The sequence below is a fragment of the Chryseobacterium gleum genome (assembly GCF_900636535.1).
Classification (GTDB): Bacteria; Bacteroidota; Bacteroidia; order Flavobacteriales; family Weeksellaceae; genus Chryseobacterium; species Chryseobacterium gleum.
Genome location: NZ_LR134289.1, coordinates 643,307 through 669,049, shown reverse-complemented (window position 1 = coordinate 669,049; position 25,743 = coordinate 643,307). Strand labels below are relative to the sequence as shown.

Genomic DNA, 25,743 nt, shown 5'->3' with positions numbered 1-25,743 from the left:
AGTATTGGCGTTTTTATTAAATTTGCCAAAATATACATACAAAACGACATTATGAAATGTGGACTGATTGAAGAGACGGGAAGCCATTTTATCGATTCTATTGAAAAAGAGGCTTATGTCTGGTGTGAAAAAAACTGGAAACATGATGATTATGAACACAGGCATAGCCGTGCTCAGCTGACTTTTGTGGAAGAAGGATACCAGTATTTCCATATCGACAGGAAAATTTATCTTGTCCCACAACATCATGTTATCTGGATTCCCTCAGAAAAAGATCATAAAATAACTTCTGAAGCACAAACGGTGAATCTGATGGTATTTTTGTTCAAATCCGTTTTTGAAGACGAATTTTATAAGAATGTTCAGGTGTTTGCCGCTCCTCCTGTATTAAAGGAAATGCTTTTATATGCTTCAAAATGGAATCAATTATTAGATGAAAATGAAGAACAGGACGTGTTTTTTAAAGCTATTTTAAAAAGTCTTCCCAACTTCTGTAAGGAAAGCAGCAGTCTGGAAATTCCTGTACCTGCAGATACAAGGCTGATTCCTGTATGCAATGAAATCAATACCCATTTTAAATATAATCTTGATATCGATTCTCTGGCTGAAAAAGCACAAATGTCTGTACGAAGCTTACAGAGAATTTTCAAAAATGAAACGGGAATTACCCTGCAAAAATACCTGCAGTTAACAAGAATTTTAAAAAGTATTGAACTGATTGACACCAGACAATATACTTTAAGTGAAGTTGCTTATAAGGTTGGATATCAAAGCCTGTCTGCATTTACTTCATCCTATTTTACCATCATGCAGGAAAAGCCAAAAATTAAAAAAGATTATGGTGTCTCATCATGAGGCATATCAACCGGTTTTGATTCGGGAGAACCTTTTTCGCGAAGCCATATGGATAAAATAACCAGTGAAGCTACAGCGAGAAATTCACTCTGCCAGTTCTGAAAAGACTCAAACCAGAATCTTGATTCTGAAATATACTGCATTGCCGTTACGGCAGGCTTACTGTTCATCAGCTGTTCATCATTAAAATCCTTAAGGCTTCCATAGAAATGTAAAATAAAGCTGGCCAGGAATAGAATGGCAAAAGCAATGGATAAGGAATGTTTATAGAGTTTCAGCCATATTCCTCCTTTTTTGACGGGCCATGGCGCTTTGGGATGCGGTACAGGTTCCTTGTCTACATCTTCCTCTTCTGTCATGGATTTCGACTCACTGGAGCCTTTCTGTCTCAGAGAAACCGTTAGTAAAACATAAAGCATCATCTGGAGAAATTCGCTTTCCCAGTTTTCAAAAGTTGCCTGTATGAAATGGCCGCTATGAATATATTCACCGATCTTTAATGCAGGCTGTCCGTTTTCAATGAGTTCTTTGTTTTCTGTTTTCCAGCCCATAAAGAACTGTCCTGCAAGAAAAATGACCATCAAAGTAATCAGAACAATACTTAAGCTGTTGCGATACAAGAAACTGGTGCGTGACATATTCTTAGTTTAAAGTTTAATGTTTAAAGTTCAAGGTTTAAGATTTGAGATTTGAGAGGTAGCATTTATGAATCATGTTTCTGATAAGGGAAGACTTTCTGCAGATTTTTGGTTGTCGGACCGGTAAGTATTTTCCCATTTACATTGAATCTGGAGCCATGGCACGGGCAGTCCCAGCTTAGCTCCGCACTGTTCCACCGCACTTCACATCCTGCATGCGGACAGGTACTTCTCAGGAGATGTAATGTGCCGTCAATCTCTTTATATAAAGCATAAGATTCTGATTCGTACCGGATAACTTTAGCTTCACCCTCACCAATTTCTGAAAAGGATTCTATTTTATCTTTAAAAATTTTATCTTTTACGAAGTCAAAGGCTACTGTTGTATTTTCTTTCACAAAATCTGAGAACCCTGCAACAGGCTTGATTCTTGAAGGGTTGAACAAATCACCGTATTTGCTTTCTCCTGTAACAATCAGATCATGCAGGATCTGTGATGAAAGTGTTCCGAATATCATCCCGTTTCCTCTGAACCCTGTGGCAACAAAAATTCTTCCCTTGCTGCCGGGAAGTTTTCCAATATACGGAAGTCCGTCCACCGGCTCATAATATTGGCTGGACCAGCTATAATACACTGTTTCCACATCAAAGTATTCTCTGACATAATTTTCGAGCCTTGAAAAGCATTCTCCGGTATCTTCTGCATGTCCTGTTTTATGATCTTCCCCACCTGCAATCAAAAGGTTTTCACCTTCAATATTCTGAATCCGGTAATAATGATAAGGTTCACAGAGATCTTAACCAAGCGCCAACGGATAGCGGTCGTTTTTCAGAGTAAATGCCATTGCATAGCTTCTGTAAGGTGCATTCGTAAAATGAAGAACATTCACTCCCGGTGGTATGTGGGTTGCATAAACGACATTTGCGGCTTTTATTTCTCCTTTTGAAGTTTTTAAAGTAACATATTCTTCCTTCTCTTCATGATCTTCACAGAGACAGTTTTCCTGGATGGAACCTCCCAGCTTTGTAAAAGCCTCACAAAGTCCTTTGATGTATTTTATCGGATGAAAATGTCCCTGTCCGGGAATAACTACTGCTTCTTTGAACGGTATAGGAAAAGGCGTTTCATTCACATAACTCATTTCATGACCAACTTTATCAGCTCCTTCTACAATATTTTTCAATTGTTCCTGTTGCTTTTCATCCAGTGCAAAAAGATAGGCTGATTTTCTGGCAAAATCGCAACTGATATTGTATTGTCGAATGCGGTCTTCAATAATTTCAATAGCGTCACCTCCGGATTCTGCATAAAGTCTGGCTTTTTCAAGACCAAAATCCCTGATAGCCTCGTTGAAGGTAGTATCAAAAAAATCATTTAAGTGAGCCGTTGTTCCCCCTGTTGTTCCAAATCCGATATTCGCAGCCTCCAGAATGATGCATTTCTTTCCGGATTCCTGCAGTTTCATTGCTGTTGAAACCCCTGTAATTCCGCCGCCCACTATGGCAACATCAAATAGCTGGCTGAAATCAGTTTCTGCAGAAAATTTCCTGATCTCCTCCTGCCATATGCTTTTTCTTGCACCGTCTCTGTACATAATTATCCTTTTTGACATTAAACTTACCTGATATTCAGGGTATCGCTTTCGGGGATTCCCACTTTGGCAGTATTGTTCTTCTGATCTCTTTTTCTGTTTTCGTCTTCATCAATATTGCATCTGCAGGATGTAAAAGTAAACAGGCTTAAAACGCCTAAAATAAGGGCTGTTGTTTTCATAATATAATTTTTTTAGTGTTGAATATCTTATCCGTTCACAATTAGCCCTCCATTGGGATGGAGCACCTGTCCGGTAATCTGCGAGGCATCTTTACTGGCCAGAAACAGAAAGCTGGAGGCAATTTCTTCCGGAGTAGCATTTCTCTCGAACGGAGGTTTGTTGGGGTTTTCTTCTTTTTCGTCAAATGTTTCTTCAGTAAGCGGTGTTGCTACAGGGCCGGGCGCAACGGCATTGATGCGGATTCCTTTTGGCTTTGCCTGCAATGCCAGTGAGCGGGTAAAAGAAACAATAGCCCCTTTTGTAGCAGAATAATCAAGAAGCTCCGGATGGCCCTGGTAAGCAGAAACCGAGGTTGTATTGATGACACAGCTTCCTTCTTTCAGATAAGGGAATACGACCTTCGTCAGTAAGATCATTCCCACAATATTGGAATCAAAGGTTTGTCTTATATTTTTCTCTTCAAGATCCTCGATCCTTTCCGCAGGAAACTGAATACCGGCATTATTGATGAGAATATCAATTTTTCCGAATACCGATATCACTTCCTTTACTGTTGCTTCACAGAATTCATAGTCGTTGATGTCTCCTTTGAAAATGATGCATTTTCTATTCAGTGTTTCAATTTCTGCTTTTGTTTTTCCTGCATCATTATCGCTGGAGTGATAAATAATGGCAATATCTGCTCCTTCCATGGCAAAAAGGAGCGCTACAGCCTTACCGATTCCACTGTCGGCACCGGTAATTAAAACAGATTTATTTTTTAATTTTCCGATCATACCGTTATTTATTATTCTTCTGTTGTGGGTTTTTGCATTTCATACATTCTGTGGGCAGCCATACTGTCGCTGGAAATGTTAGCCATGGCGACGGAAAGTTTATTTTTTAAGCCTGATACTATTTTATCATCTCCGTTCATCAGAGCATTGTAACCGTCAATAGCCACTTCTTCAGGAGAAGCGAGATTATCTCTGTCTTCAAGTATTTTACTTGTGTTCATATCCGCTTTATTGAAGAAATCTGTGTCTGTAGGTCCCGGTAAAAGTGCCGTCACTGTAATTCCTGAGTCTTTTAATTCCTCACGGATAGCTTCAGACCATGATAATACAAATGCTTTGGTGCCATGATATACCGATTGCCATGGACCAGGCGCTTTACTGGCTACAGAAGCCAGATTTAAAATTTTTCCTGATCCTTTGGGCAGCCGGTCCTTCAAAAACAGTTTGGTCAATATGATGACAGAAATGATATTTAGCTGTATAATGTCTACTTCCCTGTGAATATCGGTATCCTGAAATTTTCCATAGACACCCTGTCCGGCGTCATTAACCAGAATTTCAGGACTTATCCCATTCATTTTCAACTCTGAATACAGGGAATAAGCTTCTTCTTCCAGAAAAAGGTTTTTGGAGATGCTGATCACATTCACTCCAAAATTTTTAAATTCATCAGACTTTTTTTTCAGCTCTTCATGATCTCTGGCCACAATAACAAGGTCATAGCCGTTCTTGGCAAACAGTTTGGCCAGTTCGTAACCTATACCGCTGGTAGCACCTGTAATGAGTGCAAATTGATTCTTGCGATCCATACATTTTATTTTAAGATTAAAAGCCTGTTCAGCTCACTTTTAAAGCAGCCCAAAATGAATTCCGTATAATAAAGCTGGGCATTCAGGGCTTGTGTTTTAGGATGAAGCTCCAGTTTTTTAGTCAGGATAATTTCACCTTTGTAAGAGAATGAAAAATAGGCGAAAATTTTATATCCGGAATTGCGGATAGGTGTGCAGTAGCCAGTGGTGGCAATAGACCAGTCGGATTCATAAAGTCTGGCTACATTCAATGCCATGGTTTCTGCAATATTTTCTGAAACACAATCGCATTCTTCGGCTTCCTGCCTGTTGACCTTCAGCAGCTTTACTTTTTCCTGCAAAGAATAAGCTGTCATGCCTCCTTTATAAAACATGGAGGCATTCGGCATCTGTGAAAAAGCCAATTGTAAACATCCTGAAGTGACACTTTCTGCCACCGAAATGGTTTCATCTGTGGTCATCAGTGACTGGCTTATATATTCGAGAAGATTTTTTTGAAAATCCATACTGTTAAATTTTAAGTAATTGATTGATCATTGTATCAAAATCCTGTTTATTTCCACGGGTCAAGAACGACCTTTACACAACCGTCTTCTTTTTTATCAAAAATCTCATATCCTCTGCTTACTTCATTAAGAGAAAGGCGGTGGGTAATAACATCATCAAGCGTGATTTTTCCGGTCACAACATAATCCATGAGTTGATCTATGATGGGATGAACATTACATTGTCCTGCTTTAATGGTAATCCCTTTGTCAAAGATCTGTCCGAGTCTGAAATTGTCATAATTGACAGGATACACTCCCAGAACGGAAACAATACCACCTCTTCGGACAGCGCTCATGCATGCTTCCAGCACCTTGATTGAACCTTTTTCAAAGTTCAAAACAGCTTTTGCACGGTCTATAAAGCTCCTTTCCGGTTCAAAACCTACGGCTTCAATACAAAGATCTGCTCCACGTCCGTCCGTCATATCCCTGATCTGTTCTATCGTGCTTTCCGCATCTTCCCACAAAATGGTTTCGCATCCTGTAAGTATTTTGATACGGTCGAGCCTGTATTGAAGAGTATCAACAACAATGATTTTCTTTGCATTATACAAGACAGCACTTTTGGCAGCCATTGTGCCTACGGGCCCTGCTCCGAAAATGACAACAGTTTCTCCTCCTTTAAGTTCTCCCCACATCACGCCTGTATAACCGGTGGGGAAAATATCTGTGAGAAATAAAACCTGTTCATCTGTTAAATTGTCAGGAACCTTTCTGGGACCAAAATGAGCGTAGGGAACTCTTACATATTGTGCCTGTCCGCCATCATATCCCCCATACAGATCTGTATACCCGAATAAAGCTCCGCCTTTATCTTTAAAAATACCTCCTTCCGGTCCATAATAATCGGGGTTACTATGCTCACAGGCAGTAGGAAGATCATGCTGGCAGAAGAAACAGCTTCCGCAGGCAACCGGGAAAGGAACTACTACCCTGTCCCCTACCTTGAGATGGGTAATATTTTTTCCCTTTTCTTCTACAATACCCATAAATTCATGTCCCATTACCATGGGTCTTGCCTGGGGAATTCCTCCTGAATACATGTGCAGATCACTGCCACAAATAGCAGTGGAGGTTACTCTGAGGATAATATCATTTTCATCCAGAATTCTGGGATCTTCTACGGTGTCACAGGTAATGTTACCTGGTGAGTGAAAAACGGCTGCTTTCATAATGTAAATATTTAAAGTGATTGGTGTTGGTGTGAAGGGTGTTTTATGATTACGCGTTTCTCTCCGTTTCAAGATCCCAGACTCTGTGCTGAGCAATAGCCTGGATGAATTTATCTGCAGGATTCCCGTCTTCCCATGTAATGATTCCGGGGTCCTCATGCTGTTTTGTTGCTACGTTGGAATTCTGATACAGGACTTCTGTATCTTTTCCGAAATAAATGGCTTTACAATGTTTATAGGCTTCGTTGATGAAATGCAGTACCTGATGTTTATTTTCTGAAGTCATAAGCTCCTTTACAGCCTCTTCTCCCGGACAGATGGCAAGAGCATCAAAGCATACGCTTGCAATACTCGTAAGAGAGTGCTTTGGTATGAGTTCAGAACCGTCATTTAATCTTACCGGAGCAACACTTGGGGCTATCAGTTCTACTCTGGCACCCTCTGCTTCAAGCTTTGTTTTAAGATCATTCACCGCTCCGCCATCGGCACCGTTAGCCAGGATAAAACCTATTTTACGGCTTTTGATTGTATTTTTTACGGTATGTGCCATGCTCAGTGCACCGGAAACTTTTGTGTCAGGTTCTCTCTCTTCGCTCTGAAGTTCTATAATATTACTGTCTGCAGGCAAGCTTTGGTTAGACCATTCCAGCTTTTTGACTTCTACACCTAATTTTTCTGCAACGCTCCATGCAAGAGACATATCAATATATGCCAGCTGACCTACCAGTCTTTCTCTGATTTCCGGACGGGTTACTTTTGACAGTTCAAAGATCAATGCATTCTGAAGGTGCATTTTTTCCGGCGTTGACTGGCTGTTGTAGAATAATTTAGCCTGAGAATAATGATCTACGAAACTCTTGCTTCTTTCTCTGATTTTCACTCCGGAAACTCTTTCCTGCTGAGAGGTAAATCCACCTTCAGACATCATTGCCTGAAAAGGGCATCCTCCACCGATGGAATTCGGTTCATAACTGCTTTTTCCTTTGACAATCTGTTGTCTCATATGGCCATCCCTCTGGTTATTATGAACGGTATTAAGGGATCTGTTAATCGGTATTTCATGGAAATTGGGAGAGCCCAGCCTTGACAGCTGAGTATCGGTATATGAAAATAATCTTCCCTGCAGCAACGGATCATTGGTAAAATCAATTCCCGGGATAATATGTCCGGGGTGAAAGGCTACCTGCTCCGTTTCAGCAAAGAAATTATCAGGATTTTTGTTTAATGTTAAAGTTCCTACAATTTCTACGGGAACTTCTTCTTCGGGAACTATTTTGGTAGGATCGAGAAGATCAAAATCAAATTTGTGTTCATCTTCTTCAGGAATCAGCTGTACGCCGAAGTCCCATTCAGGATAATCGCCGTTTTCTATGGCTTCCCAAAGGTCTCTCTTATGAAAGTCCGGATCTACCCCGGAAATCATCTGGGCTTCGTTCCAGGCTACAGAGTGTACCCCTAATCTGGGTTTAAAATGGAATTTTACAAAATGTACTTTTCCTGCTTCATTGATGAATTTAAAGGAATGTACCCCGAAACCTTCCATCATTCTCAGGCTTCTCGGGATGGCTCTGTCACTCATCAGCCACATAATCATATGCATGCTTTCGGGCATCAGTGATATAAAATCCCAAAATGTATCGTGGGCCGATGCTGCCTGTGGAATTTCATTATCCGGTTCAGGCTTTACAGCGTGCACGAGATCAGGAAATTTGATAGCATCCTGGATAAAAAACACTGGCATATTGTTGGCCACAAGGTCATAATTCCCTTCTTCAGTATAAAATTTTACAGCGAAACCACGTACATCTCTTGCAAGATCCGTACTTCCTTTGCTTCCCGCAACTGTTGAAAATCTCACAAAAACAGGTGTTTCTTTTCCTAATTCTGTTAAAAATTTTGCTTTGGTATATTCTGCAAGGCTTTTGGTAAGCTTAAAAATACCGTGGGCTCCGGAACCCCTCGCATGAACTACTCTTTCGGGAATTCTTTCATGATCGAAATGGGTAATTTTTTCCCTGAGGATAAAATCTTCCAGTAATGAAGGACCACGTTCTCCTGCTTTGAGAGAATCCTGATTGTTATTGATCTTTAAACCCTGGTTGGTGGTCAGTTTTTCATTTTCATTGGAAGTGCTGTGCAGGTCAAGCTGTTCTGCTTTTTTGTTGTGTTCGTTGGTTTTCATATTCATAATCTTTTTTTGTGGTTGATCTGTTTTTCAAAAGCAGTTAATAAGGGGGCTACAGAATTAATCTGTTTTATTTTCCAGGATTTCAAGGAACCTGTTGATATATTCTTCCTCTTTCAGAACCTTATAGTAAGCCGTTTTGGCATATAAAGTAAAAGATGGAGATTCAAATTTTATTTCAGTTTCCATTTCAGCGGTTCCCATCGTATTTTTAGTATGGAATTCCCGGATATGAAGGAGATATTCATTTATGTAGGTGTCAATTGTATGTTTCAGGATATCACATTTCGCATTATTTTTAATCTTTTCCAAAGACTTGATCAGAAAAGCAGTCACTCCGTAAGAATTGATAATCGGCGGAAATAAAGACGCATTCTCTATTGCATTATTTTTATCATTCAGCCCGGAATGTTGTAAAGTGTCGTTTTCAAATATCATATTCTAAAAATGGTATTAGTTGTGAGGAGCTTTTAAATATTGCTCAAAATAATGGAGGTCGTTTTTATCTTTAATGGACAGATAAAACATGATCTGTTCCGGTTCTTTTAATCCAATACTGCTGAAGCTGTCGAAATGGGCAATTAGTGCCTGAATATTTTCAATATCAATATCTTTCAGAATAATGAACAGAAGAAAAATATTTTCTCTGATCTCTTTGGCATACACTGCTGCTCCGTCTTCAAAACACTTCCCTGTATGAGGTATTTTTATAAAATCTTTGTGTCTCAGTTTTTTTATTATGTTCTGACAGTCCATATATTTTGATTTCATAGTTAAAAATAAGCCACATAGAACAAGCTACATGGCTTATTGCATGCTTTAATCTTCCTGTTCTGCATCAAAATTGATGGATGTTTCTGCAATATCGGTAAGCAGGGAATCAGTATCTTCTTCTTCCTGAAGTGTTCTTTCCAGAAGGTCTGCTGCCTTATCGTGCCCCATGGTAATGGCAAGCTGTGCAAGTCCGCCGTAGGTGGCAATTTCATAATGTTCTACTTTCTGTGCAGCAATAATAAGGGCGACATCTCTTGTTGCAGAGCCATCTTCTGTGGCTTTGATGACTTCTTCACCTTCTTCTATAATTCCTTTGATGGCCTTACATTCTTTTTTTTCAGGCTTCTCGTCAATAAGCTGGAATACTTTTTCCAGACGTTTCACGTGTTTTTGGGTCTGAAGATGATGATCCTCAAAGGCATCTTTCAGCTCTTCAGTAGTAGCTGCTTCCTGCATTTTCTCCAGGGCATCCAGGATCGCATTTTCAGCAAAATAAATATCTTTAAGTGCACTCACAAAGAATTGGTGAAGCGGTGAACTTTTCATTTCATCTTCTTTCACAGTTGGCTTATCTGCAGTTCCTTTTTTAGTAGCAGAAACAGCACTATTGTTTTCTAATATTTTATTTGGCATGGTATGAATGGTGTTTTGATATTAAAAGGATTACCTCTTTATATATTTAAAGAGGCAATCCTGGAAAAAGAATTATGAATTACGTCTGCCTCCGAATCCGGAACGACCTGAAGATCTTCCGCCTCCGTGGGAAGCCTGGCCTCCCATTCTGGCTATTCTTGTACGTTCAGCTTTGCTCATAGATGCGAAACCTCTTCTTGATGTTCCCGAACCTGAATTTGATCCGCCTCTTCCTGAGCTGCTGCCATTATTTCCTGATCTTGATGAGCCTCCTCTTCCTGAACCAGAGTTAGAAGATCTGCCTCCACCATGTGAAGCCTGACCACCCATTCTGGCGATTCTGGTACGCTCAGCTTTACTCATAGATGCGAAACCTCTTCTTGAAGTACCACTTCCTGATGATGACCTGCCCCTGCCTCCTGATCTGGAGCCGGAACCAGAATTTGAACGTCCACGGGAACCACCACCGGAGTTTCTTCCACGAGATCCGCCTCTACCTGAAGTAAATCTTCCCTGGCTGTCTCTTTGCTGGTTTCCGTTTCCTCCTCTGGAACCTCCTCTTCTTCCGCCGCTGCGTCCTCTCTGATCATCATCGTCATCATCTTCTTCGTCATCGTAGTCTTCATCATCCTCATCATAATCATTGTCGTATTCATCATAATCATCTTCATCGTAATCATCGTCATAATCCTCATCTTCATCAAAATAATCTTCGTATTCTGAAAAGTCATCATCGTAATCTTCATCTCTTGAGGCATCATTATAACCATGATCATAGCCTAACTGATAAACTTCTTCTAAGTTTTCCGGTGAATGTGACTGTCCTCTTGAACTGCGGTTTCTTGAATTTCTAGTGTTCATAACTGAATTTTTTATTATTAATATTTAGTGATGTGTATTGCAGTCCGTGACTAGTATTAGACGGCAACAAATTGGGTGTCGGTAATTTTAAAATGATAATAAAAGCAAACGCTTTTTATGTTCCTTTTACTAAGGTCTTAAGAATTGGATTGAAAATTTATATTTCAAATGTACATCATAATAATTCACTTTTTTATGACCTGAATCATGTTAATGTAGATTAATACAAAACTTTCTGTTTTTTTATGATAATATCAGCTACTTTTTTGTTCTTTTAAACTGATCTGATGTATGAGTCTTCTGTAAAAAAAATATATTACAGAAGACTTTCATCAATATTGTTTCCATAATCTAATGGATTGATGTAATAAAAAAAATCACAAAATAATATACGAAACTGTTTCTAATATAGAATTTTGCGATTTTCAATTCTCAGGATTTTATCCTTCTCCATATGTTTGATGGTCCTTATTGCGGTTTCTACACAAAGACCAGTAAGACTAGCCATCTGCTGCCTCGTTAATGGAATCAGGAATGAATATGGACGTGCATCTTTCTGAAAGCTCTTCAGATAATCCATCAGGCCTCTAAGCCGAATAGACGGATTTTGAGATGAGAGATTCTGCATCATGATAAATTTATAATAAAGGCGCTCAGAAAGAAAACTGCTTACTTCCATGCATAACTCCGGATTCTGGTTCAGCAGATTTAAAAAAACGGATTTATGAAGCCTTAAAACAGTACATTCTGTAATAGCCTCTGCATTCATCGGATAAGGCTTATCTATGAAAAGTATCGATTCACCACAGCTTTCTCCATCGGATAAAATGTTTTGAATAAATTCTTTCCCTTCTTCATTATAATTATTAAGTTTTATTTCCCCCTTAATAATCTGGTAATAATAGTTGGGGATGTCCCCTTCAAAGAATATAGTTTCTGAAGGGCTATAGTGTCTCGTTTCTGCTCCCGCTGAAATCAAAATATTTTCGTCGATAACCATAATAGTTGTTTTTTGGTGTTGTTTTCTTCTTCTCCTCTTCTTTAGTCTTAGTAAAAATATCATTGGGAACTGATGGTAGTATGTATGCAAAAATTGCACCTTTATGATTATTTATGAAGTTAAAAAAAGTTAAAAATATTAATAAATGTAAACCTATTTCGAACTATTGGTTAATTATTTTTATTAAAAATTAATTTAAATTAAACTTTTGATACCACATTTTGAAGTTGTAATTTCAACTACCCGAAAAAAATATTAGAAAATAAAAACCCGTTTAGTTTGATTAAAACGGGTTTTTTCAAAAGAATAACAGAAAAAACCGTTATTTTCTTGGAGATTTATTGTTAGAGGTTCTTGCAGTATCTGCGTGTTTTTTTGTAGAAACTGTATCCGTACGCATTGTATCTGCAGGAACCGGAGCCATAGGGGTAACATTGGAGACGGTATCTGTCCTCATCGTATCAGAGATAACACTATCAGTTGTAACGGACGTTTCTGTTCTGTTTTCTTTTTTACAGCTCAGGACAATGACTCCCATGAGCAGGATTGACATAATAAATTTCATAATAGTATATTTTGTGGTGATGGTTCAAAAGTAGACCATTATGAATCCGTTTTCTTATGACTTAAATCATAATGCTTTATTTTTCGTTATTTCGCAAATTTTTTAGTTCCTGCAACGCATAAAATTACTCCCACTGTCACACCCAGCATTCCCAGACTTACCTGTTCGTGAAGAAGCCAGGCAGCCAATGCAAGACCAAAGAAAGGCTGAAGCAGCTGTAACTGTCCTACAGTAGCAATACCGCCCTGCGCCAGGCCTTTGTACCAGAATATAAATCCAATAAACATGCTGAAAAGGGAGATATAAGCCATCCCGAACCATCCCTGGAAACTGACATTGCCGATATCATCAGGAAAATAAATAAAAAATAAAGGAATCATAACAGGTAACGCCAACACCAAAGCCCATGAAATTACCTGCCAGCCACCTAATGTTTTTGAAAGTTTTGCACCTTCTGCGTAGCCCATACCGCATAAAATAACAGCAAGCAGCATCAGGACATCACCAATAGGCGAAGCAGATATTCCTTGCGAAACGGCATATCCGATCACTAAAAGACTTCCTACAATTGAAAAAAGCCAGAATACAGGATGAGGCCTTTCCCCTCCACGCATCACCCCGAATACAGCAGTTGCCAATGGAAGCATTCCCAGAAATACAATAGAATGCGCCGAGGTAAGATATTGAAGAGCTAATGCTGAAAGAAGCGGAAAACCTATCACACAGCCCAGGGAAACCAGAAGCAGAGGGACTAAATCTTTTTTAACAGGACGTTTTTCCTTCCCTATGCCTAACACTATAAAAGCTAATACTCCTGCCACCGCTGCACGGACTATGGTTACAAAGATCGGGCTCATTTCCATCACTGCCAACTTGGTAGCGGGCAATCCGCCACTGAACAGCAGCACTCCTATAAAGCCATTAATCCATCCACTTATATTTTCATCTTTTGATAATTGATTGGTCATCATTTTACTAAGCTTTTAATTGATTTTCCAAAATTAGAAAGGATAAGCAGATAAACACAGTATCAGTTTTGTATATTTGCATGAGCACAGTTCAACATTATGAGTAAAGAATTTTTATATACAGAAATTGCAGACGGCATTGCAAGGCAGATCAGAAATGGGGTCTTAAAAGCCGGAGATAAGCTTCCTTCGGTAAGAATGCTGTGCCAGGAACATCAGGTAAGTATGAATACAGCCAAGCGTGTTTTTCTGGAACTGGAATCACAATCTTTAGTAGAACCCAAGCCGCAATCCGGTTATTTTGTAAGTCAGCTTCTCTCTGCAAAGCTTCCTTTGCCTGAAGTAAGCCGTCCGTCGCTCATTGCCAATAATGATGAACCGGATGAGCTGATCAGCAAAGTATATGAAAATATGGGGAAAAACGGCATAACTTTTTTCTCTATCGGAATTCCGTCAGGCGATCTTTTGCCCCAGGCAAAACTGAAAAAAGAAATTGTAAACGCTACCAGAGAATTAAAAGATGGCGGCACAGAATATGAAGAACTTCAGGGAAATCTGAAACTAAGAAGAATGATTGCCATACGTTCTTTACAGTGGGGAGGAAACCTGAATGAAAATGACCTGATCACTACCAACGGCGGAATGAATGCGCTTTCTTTCTGTTTAATGGCCTTAGGAAAACCCGGAGATACCATTGCTATTGAAAGCCCCTGTTATCCAGGAATTCTGCAGCTAGCCAACGGACTGGGTCTTAAGGTACTGGAACTTCCTACCCATCCCACTACCGGAATCGAAATTGAAGCTTTAAAAAAAGTAATTCCTCAAATCAATATCTGTCTCCTTATTCCCAATTTCAACTCACCTTTGGGAAGCTGTATGCCTGATGAAAATAAAAAAGAAATTGTAAAAATACTTTCTGAAAACAATATTCCACTGATAGAAGATGATGTGTATGGAGATCTTTATTTCGGGTCCAGCCGTCCGAAATGCTGTAAATCTTTTGATAAAGACGGAAATGTATTGTACTGTAGTTCTATTTCAAAAACTTTAGCTCCGGGTTATCGTGTGGGCTGGATTGCTCCGGGAAAATATAAAGACAAGATTATGAAGCTTAAACTCCTTCATTCCACTTCATCTATTTCTATCGTGAATGAAGCAGTAGCTAATTTCCTGAAATCCGGAAAATATGAAAAGCATCTTCAGCAGCTCCGAAGGACATTGCAGATCAATTATCAGAACTATGTTCAGACCATAGCAGAATCTTTTCCGGAAGGTACCAAAACGAGCCGTCCGCAGGGAGGATTATCAATATGGATAGAATTTGATAAAAAGATAAAAACAACAGAATTATACGATCTGGCCATCAAGCAGAACATAAGCATCGCTCCCGGAAGAATGTTCACCTTGCAGGAGCAGTTTGAAAACTGTATGAGACTCTGCATAGGGCTTCCATGGTCGGAAAATACACAGACAAAGCTGAAACAGATTGGACAGCTTGCCCGAAAGATCTATTTGAAGTAAGGAAGATGAGGGCTGGAAGATGGAGAAGTGATTTTAGTTTTAAGGACAGCTTAGAAGGTGTAAATAATAACTACAAGTTCTTCAATGTTTACTAGAACTTCAAGCTTCCCTCTCTCATCTTCCAGCTTTTTATTTATCCGGAACGAAATTTTTTCTCGCCAGTTCTTTTCTTACACGGCTCAGGCTCTCAGGAGTGATCCCCAGATAAGAAGCAATCATCCATTGCGGAACTCTCAGCAGTAAATCCGGATACATTTTAATGAATTTCATGTACCGTTCTTCTGCAGTTTCTCCCAGCAGGGAATTGATCCTGTTCTGAAGACTTCTGATGTGTTTCTGGAGAAGGAAGTCACTCCTCTCAATACTGTTCGGAAATTGCTCTACAAGCTTATTGAAAAAATCAGGATGTAAAAACAGAACTTCTGAATCTTCAACAGCTTCTATATAGTAAATGGATTTTTCATTGAAATAAAGGCTGCTTCGGTCCGATATCAGCCAGCTTTCCGGAGCAAACTGTATAATATGTTCTTTTCCGTTCTTATCAATAGAATACATTTTCAGCAGGCCTTTTTCCACAAAGAATATATGACGGCATATTTCGCCATACTGAAGAAGAAACTGGTTTTTAGGGATTTTCTTTACTTCGTAATGCAGACTGCAGGTATTTACGTTCTGAAGCGGAACATTTAAAACTTTGGCTAAATAATTATTTATATTCTTCATGACACAATCTGGCTTAAGGAAATATCCTGGTGTGAAGCATTGTTTACAGCTTTTCCGTTCTCAATTACAATCAGCTGCGGACTTTCATGTCTGATCTCAAAGTCTGTTGCTATTTTGTTGGAAACAGGTCTGTGAGCCAAAAGATCCAGGTAATATACATTAACCGGCTGTTCTGAATTCTCAACCTCTTTTTCAAAGTTTTTCAATACAGTCTTGCTGATAAAGCAACTTGTAGAATGTTTGAATATGGCTATCTTCTTCTGAAAAGAATCTTCTATCGCTCTGGCAAGATCCTCTTCAGATTCTATCTTTTTCCAGAATGTTTTTTGTTCAGGGTTTTCACTTTTTCCACCGAATATTTTATCAAAAAAACTCATACATTAAATTGTTTTAGATGGTGATCCAGATGCTTGTATTCTAAAAATGTCCAGTCTTTTTCAGTCATGCTTCCGAACAACCTGTGACGGCCCGGCAGCTTGTTATTACAACAAACTTCCCGGAATTCTTCCAGCGTTTTCAGCAGATTGGCTTTTGATTCATCAAAATCACACTCAAAATTAACGATTAGTTTTTGAAAAGTAGGCATGTTTCTGGGAATTCCATTATTGAAAACATACATTTCTATTTTAGTACAGATTCCTATGGTCTCAAACAGGATATTGATACGGGGAAGGTCCAGTTTTTCCAAAGCTACCTGAAGAACCAGATCACAATGTTTCAGCATCTGACACACGTTCATTTTTCCCCATTTTCTTTGGGAATTTTCAGATAACATGGAAATTCTGTCCACAATTTCCTTATAGTATGTGGGATTATTAAGACTCTTTCTTACCAACCTTTTTCTATCTTCAGATTTTCAATATGGGCAAAATGATGATTACAGTGCCAGACGTATAAAGCAAGACTTTCTCTTAAATTATAGTTTTTGTTATGTTCGGGATGATGAAATGTTCTTTCAAACTGTTTGTTCGTAAGGCTTTTAAGAAGAACAACCCATCTCTGGTGTGTTCCTTTCAGCATTCTCATAGCAGGTTTTACCGGCATATGAAAACTATCCTGAAGCTCTGCCCATTTTGCTTCATCATAAGGTTTTATGGTAGGATTATCTTCAGTAAGGGCCAGTTTAAAACGGATAAAGCTGTTCATATGACTGTCTGAAAGATGGTTGACAAGCTGTCTGACAGTCCAGCCGCCTTCCCTGTAAGGAGTATCCAGCTGCTCGTCGGTAAAATGTTCAATGAGATTTTTCAGCCTGCCGGGAAAGTCTTTGATAACTTTAATGTAAGTGTCCAATGTAGTATCACAAATATTTTCAGGGGCTTCAAACTGCCCTATTGGAAACTTTTTCTTCTCTAAATCGCTCATTGCTACGGTTTTAATTTTTAAACGGTTCAGGTTTATCCGATTATATCTTTCAGGACAACTTTTCAGATATCACTTGTGTAAATTTATCAAAATTTCAAGAATATAAAATGAATAAAGCATTAATTGTAGAGATAACAATTTATTGGACAATATATCTTCATTAAAAACGGCCTCAGTGATGATACTGGGCCGTTTTTAGAAATTATTTTTAGAAATTAATAACCATGCAGATCAATTCCTTCTGTTCTTTGTAAAGTTACTTTCTTACCCATTTTCTTTTGAATTACTCTGAAATGCTGTAACTCATCATCAGTAAGAATGCTGATTGCCGTTCCCTTTTCATTGGCACGGCCGGTTCTTCCGATACGGTGAATATAATCCAAAGGAGAACGTGGCAATTCATAATTGATAACACATGGCAGGGATTCGATATGAATTCCACGACCGATCAAATCTGTAGCAACCAGAATCTGCGCTCCGTTTACTTTAAATTCTTCCAGATTATTTCTTCTTGCTCCCTGAGACTTCTGGCTGTGAATAGCCACAGCCTTAATTTTATTCTTTTTAAGCTTTTCCACCAGGTTATCCGCAGATCTCGTAGATGAAACGAAGATCAAAGCTTTTTCAACTTTCTTTTCTTTGATCAGATACCGTAAAAAAGGGCCTTTATTTTCAGGAGCAACATGGTAGGCCAGCTGCTCAATATTCTCAATTTCGACTTCTTCTTTTTTAATTTCAATGATGACAGGATTAATAGACAACTTCTCTTTCATTTCAGCCACCTTATCATTTAGTGTAGCCGAAAACAAAGTCGTTTGTTTTACGACAGGCATCAGAGCAAAAAGTTTATTCATTTCTTCCCCAAAACCTAACTGAAACATTTTATCCGCTTCATCAATTACCAGATGCCGGATTCCGGAAATACTCAAAGCATTATGGTCAATCAGGTCCAATAAACGTCCGGGTGTTGCTATCAGAACTTCCACTCCAAACATCCCCTTCATCTGTGGATTTATAGAAACCCCACCGTAAACTGCCATTGTACGGATTTCTCTTTTCAGATTTCCTGTAAAAGCTTTGAACACTTCGTCAATCTGAATCGCTAATTCCCTGGTAGGAACTAATATTAATACCTGAATATTACGTCCTTTTTTAACGTCTGCATTCTGAAGCTTTTCTAAAATCGGCATCACAAAACAAGCCGTTTTCCCGGAACCTGTCTGTGCAATTCCCATAAGATCTTTCCCTTGTAAAATCACAGGCACAGCCTGCTCTTGGATCGGGAATGGCTTTAAATACCCCAGTTTGTTGACAGAACGAATAATATTGTGTGATAATCCTAACGATTCAAATGACATAAAATACTTATTTCCTGCAAAGATACGCTATTGTTATTTGGTTTATCTCTTAAAATCCTGTACGCTTCTTACAAAAAGAAATTATTCTGATTGATGATCACTTCATTTTATAAGGGTTAAAAGTTTATGTTGCCGATTTGTCCGATAATTCAGTTTTGGACAAATTTTTGCGGATTAGTTTTGTAAATTTATCAAAAATTCGAGAATTCAAAATATGAAAAAAGCGTTAATAATAGTCGATGTACAGAATGATTTTTGTGAAGGCGGAGCACTTGCGGTCCCTGGAGCCAGCGAAATTATTCCATACATCAATCTCCTGATGGAGGAAAATGAATATGACCAGATTGTTCTGACTCAGGACTGGCATCCCGCGGGTCATAAAAGCTTTGCAAGCAGTAATGGAAGAAAGGTAGGAGAAAGTATTATTTTAAATGGAGTTCCACAGTTTATGTGGCCGGATCACTGCATCCAGGGAACTTTCGGTGCAGAGTTCCATAAAGATCTGAACAGGGACAAAGTAACCCACATCGTACAGAAAGGGAAAAATATTGAAATAGACAGCTACAGCGGTTTCCAGGATAATAACCATTTTATGAAAACCGGTTTGGATGACTTTTTAAAATATCATGACATTCAATTGGTAGAAATCGTAGGGTTGGCATTAGATTATTGTGTGAAATTTACTGCGTTGGATGCTGTTGCCAACGGTTATGTAACTTGTCTGCATTTCAACGGTACACGTGCTGTTAACGTAAAACCGGACAATGCCAGGGATGCCATCTATGAAATGATTGAAAAAGGCGTAACCGTTTTAGGGTAATTATAAATGATGAGTTATGAATTTTTATATTCATCCCTTAATATAACAAAAAGCGCAGGAAATAATTCTGCGCTTTTATATTTATTATCCTAAAATCCTTTTGAAAATATGATGTAAGCTGGAATCCTGAATCTGTTATTCATAATTCATAACTTATAATTCATCATTATTTTAAAGCATTTTAAGATTGTTCACTTCCAGTTCTGTAAGGATTCTCCAATGTCCTCTCTTGATGTTTTTCTTCGTTAAGCCTGCAAACATCACTCTGTCCAAAGCTTCCACTTCGTAACCTAATCTTTGGAAAATTCTTCTGATAACACGGTTCCATCCGATGTGTATTTCAATTCCTACTTCATTCTTTGGTTTTCCTTCAATATAAGAAATCTGATCAACAACAGCTACACCTTCATCAAGACGAATACCTTCTGCTATAAGACGTAAATCTTCACCGGTAAGCTTTTTATCCAATGTTACATGATAAATCTTTTTGGCGTCAAAAGATGGGTGTGTCAGTTTTTTCGTCATGTGCCCGTCGTTAGTCAATAAGATAACTCCTGTTGTAGAACGGTCCAGTCTTCCAACCGGGAAAAGTCTGTAAGGAGAAGCATTGGCTACAAGATCCATAACTGTTTTTCTTGCTTTGTCGTCTTTTGTAGTGGAAATATAACCTTTTGGCTTATTCAAAAGTACATATACAGGTTTTTCAGGCGTAATGCTTTGTCCGTCAAAAACTACCCTGTCTGTTTTCTGTACCTGATAACCCATTTCAGTTACCACCTTTCCGTTCACTTCTACCAGCCCCTGGGTAATCAGTTCATCAGCTTCTCTTCTGCTGCAGATCCCGGAATTAGCGATATACTTGTTAAGACGGATGCTGTCTTTATGAACATCTTTTTCAATTTTGTTCAGTCTTCTTTTCTGTACAAAAGATTTCGCTCTGTCTTCATTTCTTTCATCACCGTTAGATGGTCTTCTTCCATATTTCAGGCTGCCTCTTTCGTACTTATCTCTTGTATCAAAATTTTTCCCGCCTCTTTTAGGTTTTCCAAAAGATTTCTTCTCATAGCTCTCACTTTTGTTCGTGATATAAGGTTTTCTTTCAGATTTTGAACCAAAATCATCATTGGAATTTTCGAAACTGTCGGTATTTCTTTTGAAAGGTTTCTTTTCAAATCTTGAGTTGGATCCTTTATGTTCCGGCCCTTTTTTTCCTCCGTCTTTAGAAAAAGGCTTTTTAAAAGGTTTTGATCCTGAAGAATTTCCAGATCTGGAAGCACGAGAATCATCAGAACTTTTCTTGGTTGAAATTCTTGGTCTCTTTGGTCTGTCTGAATTATTATTATCTCTGCTCATTCTAAAAATTTCTGCAAAGATAGTAATTTAGTTACGAGTTAAAAATTAAGAATCATAACTTTGCACCATAGTTTACATTTTAACTTTACATACAATAGAAGATGATAACAATATTAAACGATAATTTTTCACAGCTCAACGAGTTTCTTCACGAGAGATCTTTCAGTAAAATTTTTATTCTTGTAGATGAAAACACCCATGAATACTGCCTTCCTGTTCTTTTAGGAAATATGGAAACTGATCTTGGCTTTGAAATTTTAGAGATTGAGGCCGGAGAGGAAATGAAAAATATCCAGACAGCCAATCAGCTTTGGGAAATTCTTACGGAGATGAAAGCAGACAGGAAGGCATTGGTTATCAACCTTGGTGGCGGTGTCATTACGGATATGGGCGGATTTGTTGCATCTACTTATAAAAGAGGAATTCAGTTCATCAATATCCCCACTACCCTTTTATCCATGTGTGATGCTTCCATAGGAGGAAAAACGGGGATCGATCTGATGCATTATAAAAATATGGTAGGAACTTTTGCTTTTCCTGAGCAGATTTTCATTTTGCCTAAATTCCTGGAAACATTACCATTTAAAGAATTAAGAAGCGGTTTTGCTGAAATGCTGAAGCATGGATTAATTGCCGATAAAAACCATTGGGACCAGCTGATTCAGATCCGTAAACTGGAAGTGGAAACCGTAATTCCGCTTATTCAGACTTCAATGCATATTAAGCAAAATGTTGTAGATCAGGATTTCCATGAGCAGAATATCAGAAAAACACTTAATTTCGGACATACGATTGGCCATGCTGTGGAAAGCCTATGTTTACAGCAGGAAAATCCTATTCTTCATGGTGAAGCTGTAGCTATGGGAATGATCGCTGAAGCTCATCTGGCATTTCTTGAAAACCTTATTTCTGAAGAAGATTCAAAAATGATCATTGAAAACATCCAGAGATACTACCCATATCTTGATATCAGTGATTTTAAAGATGAAGATATCACAGCATTATTACTGAATGATAAAAAGAATACGGACAGTAAAATCAATTTTTCCCTGCTTTCAGGAATCGGTTCTTGTACCTATGACCATCAGTGCAGCCAGAAAAACATAATTGAATCAATAGCTTTTTATAGAAAACTGAACGATGCTTAACTGTTTTTCTGAAAAATAAATTGGTTTTATAAAGTTATTTTGACAAAATTGTCAATTTAGACACTTTCTAAACAAATGTTTATTTATGTTTTTAGAACACTGTAAATCAATCAAATAATTATAAAATCACTTAAACACTAAGTGATTTTTTTATTGATTTTAATCATAAAAAACTTTTTTGGCAAGCAATTTGGAAGATACTCTGCGTTCAACTGAAAATGTTGAATAAGTAGTAAAATTTAAAATTAAGAAAGAGTAAAATTAAAAAATTAAAGTTATGAAAAAGTTAATTTTAGGATTAGCGTTAACTGCAGGAACATTCGCATTCGCTCAACAGACAGGAAATACATCTTCTAATCCAGTAACATTTGGTGTAAAAGGAGGAATGAACGTATCTTCATTATCTAATGGTGCAGATCTAAGTGACTCTAAATCAAAAATTGGTTTTAATGCAGGAGTTTTTGCTAATATTCCATTAGCGAGTTCTTTTAGTGTACAACCGGAAGTAATTTACAACGATTTGGGCTCAAAAGTAACAAGAGAATATACTGTACTTGGAAATAATTATAAAAGTGAATATTCAAGAAATTTAGGGTATGTTGCTGTACCAGTAATGTTTCAGTATAATGCTACACCTGAATTCTTCCTTGAAGCAGGACCTGAATTCGGTTTCCTTGTAAGCGCTAAAGATAAGTTAAAGAGCTCAACAAACAATAGCAACAATACTCAGGTTGCAACTCTTAACAAAGATGACTTCCAAACTTTCAACTTCGGTATCGGTATTGGTGCAGGATATTACTTCATTCCTAATTTAGGAATTACAGCAAGATATACTGCAGGTCTTACTGATATTTATAAAAACAACTCTGGTGATGCAGTAAGAAACAATGTATTCCAGGTAGGATTAGCTTATAAATTCAAATAAGCTTATATATTCAATAACAAATTTTATATTCAATAGAAAGATCAGATTATTTTAATCTGGTCTTTTTTTATGTATGATTAACAGCTTGTTCACTTTGGCATAAGATTTGTTAGTTAAAGAAATGTTAAATAAAACTTAAAAACTATTAAATAAAAACTTATGAAAAAGATTTTTTTAGGTCTTGCATTAGTAGCAGGAACTTTCGCATTCTCTCAGAAAACTTCAGCTTCTGCTGCTTCAACTTCTCCCGTTAGATTTGGATTAAAAGCAGGTCTTAATATTTCAACTCTTACTGAAAACGATTTCAATTCTAAAGCAGGATTTTACGGAGGAGTATTTGCTAATATTCCAGTAGCGCAGGACTTCTCTTTCCAACCGGAAGTATTGTACAGCGGAATGGGAGCAAAAATTAAAGGTGCTAATGATCTTAAAGTAAATTTAGATTATATTTCCGTACCATTAATGCTTCAATATAATGCTCTGCCTAACTTATATTTAGAAGCAGGACCTCAGTTCAGCTTTTTGATTAATTCAAAACTTAAATCTGGTTCTAATTCTGCAGATGCTAAAGACTTATTTAAAGGTTTTGACTTCGGAATTGGTCTTGGCGCAGGCTATTATTTCACACAGAATATCGGCGTTACAGCAAGATATGTTGCTGGTTTAACAGATGTTGCTAAAAACAGACCTGATCTATCTGAAGATAAAGCTAAAAACGGAGTATTCCAGTTTGGTTTAGCTTATAAATTCTAATAAAAAACTTATGTCAATACAAAGCCGGATTTAATAAATCCGGCTTTTTTGTTTAGAAATGATTTTGGCAAGAAATTTGCGTATTGAGTACTGATTGTACCCTAATCCGGAATTCCAACTTACAGTTCCTGTTATACAATAAGTAAGCGTAATTCATTTATTTTAATTCAACTGGATATAAAACTGAAACCTAACTATTACCATAAACTTTTAACGAGAACTGCATCGGTTTGTCCGAAACAACAGAATACTGAAAAGTATTTTGCTCAACAATGAAAATACATTTTGATTTCAATAGAAAAAGTCAGGTTTATTAGTTTAAGCCTGACTTTTTCGCTTATTGTGCGATTTATATTACTTTTCTCTTTTATGGCAGATATTTTGCTGCATTAATCGGTTTAAAACTTTAATCATGAAAAAGGTATTTTCAGGACTGGCATTGGCCGGATCACTTTTATTGAACGCTCAGGAAAAACAACAGTCAGTTTCTTCAAAATCTCCCGTCACATTTGGTGTTAAAGCAGGATTCAATGCCTCTACACTTAGCACTGGTAAAGCTGATAATGCTGACAATAACCAAAAGTTAAAGCTTGGCTCCTATATCGGCGTATTTGTCAATATTCCTGTTGCAGAAAAATTCAGTGTACAGCCGGAACTTCTTTTTAGCCAAATGGGCTCAAAAACAGAAGGGAAATATACCTATGGATCTGCCTTGGGCAATCAGTTGATAATACAGGAATTTAATTATAAGACCAATCTGAACTACCTTGTTCTGCCTGTAATGGTTCAATATCATATCCTTCCTCAGCTTTATGTAGAAGCAGGACCGGAATTCGGGCTTCTTCTGGGCGGAAAAGTTGAAGGAGACCAAAGAGCTCAAAATACTTACAATGGTACGGTAAGCATTTATAATGAAAGCTTTTCCAATAAAATCTCAATGGACCTTTACAATAGATTCAATTTTGGGATAGGAATGGGTGCAGGATATTATTTTACCCGGAACTTTGGTGTAACAGCCAGATTTACAGCAGGTATCACAGACATTTTTAAGCATGATTATTATAATAATAAGGTAAGAAATAATGTACTCCAGGTTGGAGTTGCTTATCAATTTAAATAGAGATATTAATTTTCAAAAACGCATGCCGGGCACAAAGTCCGGTATTTTTTATGTCCGGCTTAAAAAACAATCCAAAATACCTCTTTATTTGTGTAAAAACACTCTCATTTTTTTAATTTTTCATTATTTCGTTGATCAGCAATAAAGTATTTTTTACATTAAACTCTTTTCATACATAACGGGTATAGCAGTACATTTATTCAATAAAAAGGGATAAATGGTTAAAAAAAATCTTTTAAAAAACCGCTCCCAAACCCTTATAAACAGACCTTTTTCAACTTTGGCAAGCAATTTGCAAAATAATTCGGGTCTGATTGAAATGATCGACACACAAATAGTAAAATTAAAAAATAAAATTATGAAGAAGTTATTTTTAGGATTAGCATTAACTGCTGGTGTATTAGCTTTTGCTCAGGAAACAGAAACAAAAACAGAGACCAATACAGTAACAGCATCGCCACTAAAAAAAGATGTTCAACCGGTTAGATTCGGTATTAAAGCAGGAGGAAACTCATCTTACTTCAGCAAGCAGAAATTCGGGATCAACTCTCAGCAATTAGGTTTCCACGCTGGTGCATTCGTTAATATTCCAATTTCAAGACAATTCAGCTTCCAGCCAGAGGTATTATACAATCAAATGGGAGCAAAAGATGTGATTTCATCTACAGAAACTGATAATGGAGTTACGAATGTGAAGACTAGAGTTGAGGACAGAGTAAAAATGAACTATATCTCAGTTCCGTTAATGGTTCAAATGAGACCTGTAGATAATTTTTATATTGAAGCAGGACCTGAATTCAGTTATTTCATCAACGGGAAAAATAAAGGAGAATCAACTGTAGCAAGCACTACAGGAGGTGTTACAACCACTACTACAAGTTCTCACTCTACAGATATTGACAAAGATCAGATCAACAGATTCAATTTCGGATTAGGTCTTGGTTTAGGATATGATATCACGCCGAACATTGGTATCAATGCAAGATATGTGAACAGCCTTACAAAAATCGATAAGAGCAGACCGGCAGCTGAAAATAACAACAGAGTATTCCAGTTAGGTCTGAACTATAAATTCTAAGTAAAGAACCAATTTTTTAA

29 protein-coding genes and 1 pseudogene are annotated in these 25,743 nt (G+C 37.7%); 8 read left to right on the top strand and 22 right to left on the bottom strand.

The window, feature by feature from the left end; translation table 11 throughout:
• Positions 1-51 precede the first annotated feature (51 nt).
• Entirely contained in the window at positions 52-855 is an 804-nt protein-coding gene (locus tag EL165_RS03050) for an AraC family transcriptional regulator (protein WP_002979584.1), read from the top strand.
• Here the strand turns inward: EL165_RS03050 and EL165_RS03045 are convergent.
• The 16 genes and pseudogenes from EL165_RS03045 to EL165_RS02975 all read right to left on the bottom strand — a co-directional run bounded on the left by EL165_RS03045 (position 837) and on the right by EL165_RS02975 (position 13,562).
• Positions 837-1,493 carry a DUF6766 family protein gene (locus EL165_RS03045; protein ID WP_002979586.1) on the bottom strand — a complete coding sequence of 219 codons (657 nt, stop codon included), beginning with the start codon at positions 1,491-1,493 and terminating at the stop codon, positions 837-839. The two genes, EL165_RS03050 and EL165_RS03045, sit on opposite strands and share 19 nt — an antisense overlap.
• Before the next feature lie 65 nt (positions 1,494-1,558).
• Positions 1,559-2,011: a Rieske 2Fe-2S domain-containing protein gene (locus tag EL165_RS26550; protein WP_346722884.1), complete on the bottom strand. Its 453-nt coding sequence runs from the start codon at positions 2,009-2,011 to the stop codon at positions 1,559-1,561.
• A pseudogene (locus EL165_RS03035) lies at positions 1,985-3,088 on the bottom strand (NAD(P)/FAD-dependent oxidoreductase); the annotation flags it as partial. The pseudogene EL165_RS03035 and the gene EL165_RS26550, both read right to left, overlap by 27 nt.
• A 23-nt stretch (positions 3,089-3,111) precedes the next feature.
• A complete protein-coding gene (locus EL165_RS25750; protein ID WP_002979592.1) occupies positions 3,112-3,267 on the bottom strand; it encodes a hypothetical protein in 156 nt (51 codons plus the stop codon).
• Between the two features lie 27 nt (positions 3,268-3,294).
• Positions 3,295-4,044 carry an SDR family oxidoreductase gene (locus tag EL165_RS03030; RefSeq protein WP_002979594.1) on the bottom strand — a complete coding sequence of 250 codons (750 nt, stop codon included), beginning with the start codon at positions 4,042-4,044 and terminating at the stop codon, positions 3,295-3,297.
• An 11-nt stretch (positions 4,045-4,055) separates the two neighbouring features.
• The gene (locus EL165_RS03025; RefSeq protein WP_002979595.1) at positions 4,056-4,853 is read right to left on the bottom strand and encodes an SDR family NAD(P)-dependent oxidoreductase; all 798 of its coding nucleotides are present in this window, start codon (positions 4,851-4,853) and stop codon (positions 4,056-4,058) included.
• 5 nt (positions 4,854-4,858) lie between these two features.
• The gene (locus EL165_RS03020; RefSeq protein WP_002979597.1) at positions 4,859-5,359 is read right to left on the bottom strand and encodes a CinA family protein; all 501 of its coding nucleotides are present in this window, start codon (positions 5,357-5,359) and stop codon (positions 4,859-4,861) included.
• 47 nt (positions 5,360-5,406) lie between these two features.
• Complete coding sequence (locus EL165_RS03015; RefSeq protein WP_002979599.1) at positions 5,407-6,573, bottom strand: zinc-dependent alcohol dehydrogenase; 1,167 nt, start codon at positions 6,571-6,573, stop codon at positions 5,407-5,409.
• Positions 6,574-6,622: 49 nt separating this feature from the next.
• Positions 6,623-8,761: a catalase gene (locus EL165_RS03010; protein ID WP_002979601.1), complete on the bottom strand. Its 2,139-nt coding sequence runs from the start codon at positions 8,759-8,761 to the stop codon at positions 6,623-6,625.
• 57 nt (positions 8,762-8,818) lie between these two features.
• Positions 8,819-9,196 (bottom strand): hypothetical protein, encoded by a 378-nt coding sequence (locus EL165_RS03005; RefSeq protein ID WP_002979602.1) that lies wholly within the window; start codon positions 9,194-9,196, stop codon positions 8,819-8,821.
• A gap of 15 nt (positions 9,197-9,211) precedes the next feature.
• On the bottom strand, positions 9,212-9,514 hold the full coding sequence (locus EL165_RS03000) for a hypothetical protein (protein WP_126358575.1): 303 nt from the start codon (positions 9,512-9,514) through the stop codon (positions 9,212-9,214).
• 63 nt (positions 9,515-9,577) lie between these two features.
• Entirely contained in the window at positions 9,578-10,165 is a 588-nt protein-coding gene (locus tag EL165_RS02995; RefSeq protein WP_002979607.1) for a ferritin-like domain-containing protein, read from the bottom strand.
• Between the two features lie 72 nt (positions 10,166-10,237).
• Complete coding sequence (locus EL165_RS02990) at positions 10,238-11,026, bottom strand: KGG domain-containing protein (protein WP_002979608.1); 789 nt, start codon at positions 11,024-11,026, stop codon at positions 10,238-10,240.
• Positions 11,027-11,429: 403 nt separating this feature from the next.
• Positions 11,430-12,026 (bottom strand): Crp/Fnr family transcriptional regulator, encoded by a 597-nt coding sequence (locus EL165_RS02985; RefSeq protein WP_041461779.1) that lies wholly within the window; start codon positions 12,024-12,026, stop codon positions 11,430-11,432.
• A 322-nt stretch (positions 12,027-12,348) separates the two neighbouring features.
• Positions 12,349-12,591 carry a hypothetical protein gene (locus EL165_RS02980; RefSeq protein WP_002979611.1) on the bottom strand — a complete coding sequence of 81 codons (243 nt, stop codon included), beginning with the start codon at positions 12,589-12,591 and terminating at the stop codon, positions 12,349-12,351.
• Between the two features lie 86 nt (positions 12,592-12,677).
• Positions 12,678-13,562: a DMT family transporter gene (locus tag EL165_RS02975; protein WP_002979612.1), complete on the bottom strand. Its 885-nt coding sequence runs from the start codon at positions 13,560-13,562 to the stop codon at positions 12,678-12,680.
• 96 nt (positions 13,563-13,658) lie between these two features.
• On the opposite strand from EL165_RS02975, the gene EL165_RS02970 reads away from it, so the two are divergent.
• Positions 13,659-15,080 (top strand): aminotransferase-like domain-containing protein, encoded by a 1,422-nt coding sequence (locus EL165_RS02970; protein ID WP_002979613.1) that lies wholly within the window; start codon positions 13,659-13,661, stop codon positions 15,078-15,080.
• 129 nt (positions 15,081-15,209) lie between these two features.
• Here the strand turns inward: EL165_RS02970 and EL165_RS02965 are convergent, their stop codons facing one another.
• The 5 genes from EL165_RS02965 to EL165_RS02945 form a co-directional block, all read right to left on the bottom strand.
• Positions 15,210-15,803, bottom strand: a complete 594-nt coding sequence (locus tag EL165_RS02965) for a Crp/Fnr family transcriptional regulator (protein ID WP_002979614.1) — start codon at positions 15,801-15,803, stop codon at positions 15,210-15,212.
• On the bottom strand, positions 15,800-16,180 hold the full coding sequence (ytxJ, locus tag EL165_RS02960; protein ID WP_002979615.1) for a bacillithiol system redox-active protein YtxJ: 381 nt from the start codon (positions 16,178-16,180) through the stop codon (positions 15,800-15,802). Before ytxJ ends, EL165_RS02965 begins: the two co-directional genes overlap by 4 nt.
• A complete protein-coding gene (locus EL165_RS02955) occupies positions 16,177-16,593 on the bottom strand; it encodes a DUF1569 domain-containing protein (RefSeq protein WP_228370528.1) in 417 nt (138 codons plus the stop codon). The genes ytxJ and EL165_RS02955 overlap by 4 nt, the downstream gene beginning before the upstream one ends.
• A 38-nt stretch (positions 16,594-16,631) precedes the next feature.
• Positions 16,632-17,168, bottom strand: coding sequence for a YfiT family bacillithiol transferase (locus EL165_RS02950; RefSeq protein WP_002979617.1), 537 nt, complete (start codon positions 17,166-17,168; stop codon positions 16,632-16,634).
• Between the two features lie 215 nt (positions 17,169-17,383).
• Positions 17,384-18,526, bottom strand: a complete 1,143-nt coding sequence (locus EL165_RS02945; RefSeq protein WP_002979618.1) for a DEAD/DEAH box helicase — start codon at positions 18,524-18,526, stop codon at positions 17,384-17,386.
• Positions 18,527-18,740: 214 nt separating this feature from the next.
• Here EL165_RS02945 and pncA point away from each other — a divergent pair, with 214 nt between their 5' ends.
• Positions 18,741-19,346, top strand: coding sequence for a bifunctional nicotinamidase/pyrazinamidase (gene pncA, locus EL165_RS02940; RefSeq protein ID WP_002979619.1), 606 nt, complete (start codon positions 18,741-18,743; stop codon positions 19,344-19,346).
• 171 nt (positions 19,347-19,517) lie between these two features.
• On the opposite strand, the gene EL165_RS02935 is transcribed toward pncA, so the two are convergent.
• Entirely contained in the window at positions 19,518-20,699 is a 1,182-nt protein-coding gene (locus EL165_RS02935) for a pseudouridine synthase (RefSeq protein ID WP_002979620.1), read from the bottom strand.
• A gap of 101 nt (positions 20,700-20,800) precedes the next feature.
• Between EL165_RS02935 and aroB the strand changes: the two genes are divergently transcribed.
• From aroB to EL165_RS02910, 5 genes are all read left to right on the top strand, one after another.
• Positions 20,801-21,847: a 3-dehydroquinate synthase gene (gene aroB / locus EL165_RS02930; protein ID WP_002979621.1), complete on the top strand. Its 1,047-nt coding sequence runs from the start codon at positions 20,801-20,803 to the stop codon at positions 21,845-21,847.
• 277 nt (positions 21,848-22,124) lie between these two features.
• On the top strand, positions 22,125-22,772 hold the full coding sequence (locus tag EL165_RS02925) for a porin family protein (protein ID WP_002979622.1): 648 nt from the start codon (positions 22,125-22,127) through the stop codon (positions 22,770-22,772).
• A gap of 159 nt (positions 22,773-22,931) precedes the next feature.
• Complete coding sequence (locus EL165_RS02920) at positions 22,932-23,525, top strand: porin family protein (protein ID WP_002979623.1); 594 nt, start codon at positions 22,932-22,934, stop codon at positions 23,523-23,525.
• 412 nt (positions 23,526-23,937) lie between these two features.
• Positions 23,938-24,645 (top strand): porin family protein, encoded by a 708-nt coding sequence (locus tag EL165_RS02915; RefSeq protein ID WP_002979624.1) that lies wholly within the window; start codon positions 23,938-23,940, stop codon positions 24,643-24,645.
• A gap of 358 nt (positions 24,646-25,003) precedes the next feature.
• A complete protein-coding gene (locus EL165_RS02910; protein ID WP_041461781.1) occupies positions 25,004-25,723 on the top strand; it encodes a porin family protein in 720 nt (239 codons plus the stop codon).
• Positions 25,724-25,743 lie beyond the last annotated feature (20 nt).

Coding starts and splice junctions, on each gene's coding strand:
- EL165_RS03050 (WP_002979584.1), top strand. CDS start 52: ATGAAATGTGGACTGATTGAAGAGACGGGAAGCCATTTTATCGATTCT.
- EL165_RS03045 (WP_002979586.1), bottom strand. CDS start 1,493: ATGTCACGCACCAGTTTCTTGTATCGCAACAGCTTAAGTATTGTTCTG.
- EL165_RS26550 (WP_346722884.1), bottom strand. CDS start 2,011: ATGATATTCGGAACACTTTCATCACAGATCCTGCATGATCTGATTGTT.
- EL165_RS25750 (WP_002979592.1), bottom strand. CDS start 3,267: ATGAAAACAACAGCCCTTATTTTAGGCGTTTTAAGCCTGTTTACTTTT.
- EL165_RS03030 (WP_002979594.1), bottom strand. CDS start 4,044: ATGATCGGAAAATTAAAAAATAAATCTGTTTTAATTACCGGTGCCGAC.
- EL165_RS03025 (WP_002979595.1), bottom strand. CDS start 4,853: ATGGATCGCAAGAATCAATTTGCACTCATTACAGGTGCTACCAGCGGT.
- EL165_RS03020 (WP_002979597.1), bottom strand. CDS start 5,359: ATGGATTTTCAAAAAAATCTTCTCGAATATATAAGCCAGTCACTGATG.
- EL165_RS03015 (WP_002979599.1), bottom strand. CDS start 6,573: ATGAAAGCAGCCGTTTTTCACTCACCAGGTAACATTACCTGTGACACC.
- EL165_RS03010 (WP_002979601.1), bottom strand. CDS start 8,761: ATGAATATGAAAACCAACGAACACAACAAAAAAGCAGAACAGCTTGAC.
- EL165_RS03005 (WP_002979602.1), bottom strand. CDS start 9,196: ATGATATTTGAAAACGACACTTTACAACATTCCGGGCTGAATGATAAA.
- EL165_RS03000 (WP_126358575.1), bottom strand. CDS start 9,514: ATGGACTGTCAGAACATAATAAAAAAACTGAGACACAAAGATTTTATA.
- EL165_RS02995 (WP_002979607.1), bottom strand. CDS start 10,165: ATGCCAAATAAAATATTAGAAAACAATAGTGCTGTTTCTGCTACTAAA.
- EL165_RS02990 (WP_002979608.1), bottom strand. CDS start 11,026: ATGAACACTAGAAATTCAAGAAACCGCAGTTCAAGAGGACAGTCACAT.
- EL165_RS02985 (WP_041461779.1), bottom strand. CDS start 12,026: ATGGTTATCGACGAAAATATTTTGATTTCAGCGGGAGCAGAAACGAGA.
- EL165_RS02980 (WP_002979611.1), bottom strand. CDS start 12,591: ATGAAATTTATTATGTCAATCCTGCTCATGGGAGTCATTGTCCTGAGC.
- EL165_RS02975 (WP_002979612.1), bottom strand. CDS start 13,562: ATGATGACCAATCAATTATCAAAAGATGAAAATATAAGTGGATGGATT.
- EL165_RS02970 (WP_002979613.1), top strand. CDS start 13,659: ATGAGTAAAGAATTTTTATATACAGAAATTGCAGACGGCATTGCAAGG.
- EL165_RS02965 (WP_002979614.1), bottom strand. CDS start 15,803: ATGAAGAATATAAATAATTATTTAGCCAAAGTTTTAAATGTTCCGCTT.
- ytxJ (WP_002979615.1), bottom strand. CDS start 16,180: ATGAGTTTTTTTGATAAAATATTCGGTGGAAAAAGTGAAAACCCTGAA.
- EL165_RS02950 (WP_002979617.1), bottom strand. CDS start 17,168: ATGAGCGATTTAGAGAAGAAAAAGTTTCCAATAGGGCAGTTTGAAGCC.
- EL165_RS02945 (WP_002979618.1), bottom strand. CDS start 18,526: ATGTCATTTGAATCGTTAGGATTATCACACAATATTATTCGTTCTGTC.
- pncA (WP_002979619.1), top strand. CDS start 18,741: ATGAAAAAAGCGTTAATAATAGTCGATGTACAGAATGATTTTTGTGAA.
- EL165_RS02935 (WP_002979620.1), bottom strand. CDS start 20,699: ATGAGCAGAGATAATAATAATTCAGACAGACCAAAGAGACCAAGAATT.
- aroB (WP_002979621.1), top strand. CDS start 20,801: ATGATAACAATATTAAACGATAATTTTTCACAGCTCAACGAGTTTCTT.
- EL165_RS02925 (WP_002979622.1), top strand. CDS start 22,125: ATGAAAAAGTTAATTTTAGGATTAGCGTTAACTGCAGGAACATTCGCA.
- EL165_RS02920 (WP_002979623.1), top strand. CDS start 22,932: ATGAAAAAGATTTTTTTAGGTCTTGCATTAGTAGCAGGAACTTTCGCA.
- EL165_RS02915 (WP_002979624.1), top strand. CDS start 23,938: ATGAAAAAGGTATTTTCAGGACTGGCATTGGCCGGATCACTTTTATTG.
- EL165_RS02910 (WP_041461781.1), top strand. CDS start 25,004: ATGAAGAAGTTATTTTTAGGATTAGCATTAACTGCTGGTGTATTAGCT.